Genomic DNA, 2,353 nt, shown 5'->3' with positions numbered 1-2,353 from the left:
GAAAACCGCCACAAGACGATGAACGCCGGAAAATATGATTTCGGCTTCGCCGTCGACTGGATGCGCAAGGATCTCGGCATCTGCCTCGCCGAGGCCAACCGCAACGGCGCCAAGCTGCCGGTGACCGCGCTGGTCGACCAGTTCTACAAGGATGTGCAGGACATGGGCGGCAGGCGCTGGGACACCTCCTCTTTGCTCGCCCGCCTGGAAAAATAGACGGCGATGGTCCTGCCCGATCCGAGTTGGAGCGCCGACGAGATCGTCGCCCATCTGCGTTCGATCGGCAGCGAGAAAAACCGCGCCGGCATGGCTCGATTCGGCATCAACACGAGAACCGCGCTGGGCGTCGGCAATTCCGATCTGCGGCCGCTGGCGCGCAAGCTGAAGAAAAACCAGGAACGGTCACTGCTCTTGTGGGACACCGACATTCGCGAAGCGCGATTGATGGCCGCTTTCACCGGCGAGCCGAAGAAGCTCGACATCGGTCAATGCCGGCGCTGGGCCGCCGATTTCGACAGTTGGGAGATTGTCGATACCGTTGCCGACCTGTTCGCCGAAACACCGTTCTGGCGTGAGCTGGTCGAGGAATTCGCCAAGGACGAGCGCGAGTTTGTCCGCCGCACCGCCTTTGCCATGCTGGCCTGGGCGGCGGTGCATCTGAAGAAGGAGCCGGACGCGAGCTTCCTCGCTGCTCTGCCGCTGATCGAGACGCATGCGGGCGATCCGCGCAACTTCGTGCGCAAGGCGGTGAACTGGGCACTGCGGCAGATCGGCAAGCGGTCGAGGGCGCTGCACGCCCCTGCCCTTGCGCTGGCCGAGAAACTGGCGGCGTCGTCCGACAAGACGGCACGCTGGATCGGCAAGGACGCGGTGAAGGAGCTTTCCGATGTCAAACAGCTCGAACGGCTCGCGACCACACGACTGTGATCTCAGCGAAGTAAGCTCACGACGCTTTTACTCGCTTCCGAAATGGGACTGGCGGAGGATGACCACCATGAGCAGGCGTTTCAGATCAAGCGCGACGCTGGCGATCGTGCTTATGCTCGCCACCGCGAGAGCCGACGCCGCGGCCGACGTCGCGCATATCTTCTGGAAAGACTTGCGCCCGGCGACGCAGGCGGTCGCCGAGGACGCCAACCTGCCGATGATCGCGGCAAAACTGCCCGATCACGGTGAGACACTGTCGCTCAATCTGCAGGACAAGACCGTTCAATTGTCCGGCTACGCCTTGCCGGTCGATCGCGAGGGCGACCTCGTCTACCAGTTCCTGCTGGTGCCTTGGACCGGCGCCTGCAGCCACATGCCGACGCCGCCGCCGAACCAGATCGTGCTGGTAACGCCGGCGCATCCTTACAGGATGGCGGAGGCATACCAGCCGGTCTCCGTCACCGGCGTGCTGGAGCCCGGCATGGAGAAGAGCCAACTCTTCATCCTGGACGGCGTCTTGATCGTGCAGTCCGGCTATACCGTGCGCAAGGCCGAGGTGGCTGATGTCGACAGCGTGCCGGACGCCGTCACGCTCCCGGTCAACTCGCCGTGGAATTTCCTCAACAAAAAGAAGAACTAGGTCTCGCAACTTCGCGCATAGCGGGAAGCGCGAGCGCCGTGCTCAGGCCGCGTTGGCCCCCGACTCCTTGTCCAGGATCATGTAGTCGAGCGGGATCTCGGTCGTGTACTTGATCTGCTCCATGGCAAACGAGGACGACACGTCGCGGATCTCGATCTTGGCGATCAGCCGCTTGTAGAAGGCGTCGTAGGCGGCAATGTCGGGCACCACGACGCGCAAGAGGTAATCGACGTCGCCGCTCATGCGGTAGAACTCGACCACCTCCGGAAATTCCTGGATGACCTCGGAGAAGCGCCGCAGCCATTCATGGCTGTGCGAATTGGTGCGGATCGAAACGAAGACGGTGACGCGCACATTGACCTTCTCATGGTCGAGAATGGCCACGCGCCGCTGGATGACGCCCTCTTCCTCGAGCTTCTGGATGCGCCGCCAGCACGGCGTGGTCGACAGGCCGACTTTCTTGGCGACATCGGCGACCGCAAGCGTCGCGTCCTCCTGCAGGAGGCGAAGAATTTTTCTGTCTAGGCGGTCCATGGGAAGGCTCCAGCGGAATAGTTTGGCTATAATCCTTTTTATCAGGCCCTTTCACAAGAAAGAAATTCTGCCAATGCCGGCAAAAGCGAGTGATTTCTTGCAAGATGCCTAATTGAGGCGATAGCGGATTTCCGAGCGCAGGAATGGCAGCAAATCCATTTCAAACCACGGATTCTTCTTCAGCCAGCCGGTGTTTCGCCATGACGGATGCGGCAGCGGCAGCACTTTCGGCCCGGCTGCAGCATCCCAGAC

Annotated in this window: 4 protein-coding genes and 1 pseudogene; 3 read left to right on the top strand and 2 right to left on the bottom strand. The window is 61.6% G+C overall.

The features are described from left to right. The 3 genes from EOA79_RS31480 to EOA79_RS31470 all read left to right on the top strand — a co-directional run. The coding region (locus EOA79_RS31480) for an NAD-binding protein (protein ID WP_164894049.1) at positions 1-216 on the top strand (216 nt) is incomplete at its 5' end. Positions 217-222: 6 nt separating this feature from the next. After that, positions 223-927: a DNA alkylation repair protein gene (locus EOA79_RS31475; protein ID WP_095825390.1), complete on the top strand. Its 705-nt coding sequence runs from the start codon at positions 223-225 to the stop codon at positions 925-927. 67 nt (positions 928-994) lie between these two features. Beyond that, on the top strand, positions 995-1,567 hold the full coding sequence (locus EOA79_RS31470; protein ID WP_095825463.1) for a DUF3299 domain-containing protein: 573 nt from the start codon (positions 995-997) through the stop codon (positions 1,565-1,567). Positions 1,568-1,609: 42 nt separating this feature from the next. On the opposite strand, the gene EOA79_RS31465 is transcribed toward EOA79_RS31470, so the two are convergent. Then, positions 1,610-2,101 (bottom strand): Lrp/AsnC family transcriptional regulator, encoded by a 492-nt coding sequence (locus tag EOA79_RS31465; protein ID WP_067319982.1) that lies wholly within the window; start codon positions 2,099-2,101, stop codon positions 1,610-1,612. A gap of 108 nt (positions 2,102-2,209) precedes the next feature. Next, a pseudogene (locus EOA79_RS33965) lies at positions 2,210-2,353 on the bottom strand (uracil-DNA glycosylase family protein); the annotation flags it as partial.

This window comes from Mesorhizobium sp. M1A.F.Ca.IN.020.03.2.1 (assembly GCF_004023205.1).
In the GTDB taxonomy this organism is placed as follows: Bacteria; Pseudomonadota; Alphaproteobacteria; order Rhizobiales; family Rhizobiaceae; genus Mesorhizobium.
The sequence above is the reverse complement of the archived record's forward strand: the minus strand, read 5'-3'. Positions and strand labels throughout refer to the sequence as shown.

Excerpts from the sequence above, each read along its gene's own strand:
- EOA79_RS31475 (WP_095825390.1), top strand. The coding sequence starts at position 223 with ATGGTCCTGCCCGATCCGAGTTGGAGCGCCGACGAGATCGTCGCCCAT.
- EOA79_RS31470 (WP_095825463.1), top strand. The coding sequence starts at position 995 with ATGAGCAGGCGTTTCAGATCAAGCGCGACGCTGGCGATCGTGCTTATG.
- EOA79_RS31465 (WP_067319982.1), bottom strand. The coding sequence starts at position 2,101 with ATGGACCGCCTAGACAGAAAAATTCTTCGCCTCCTGCAGGAGGACGCG.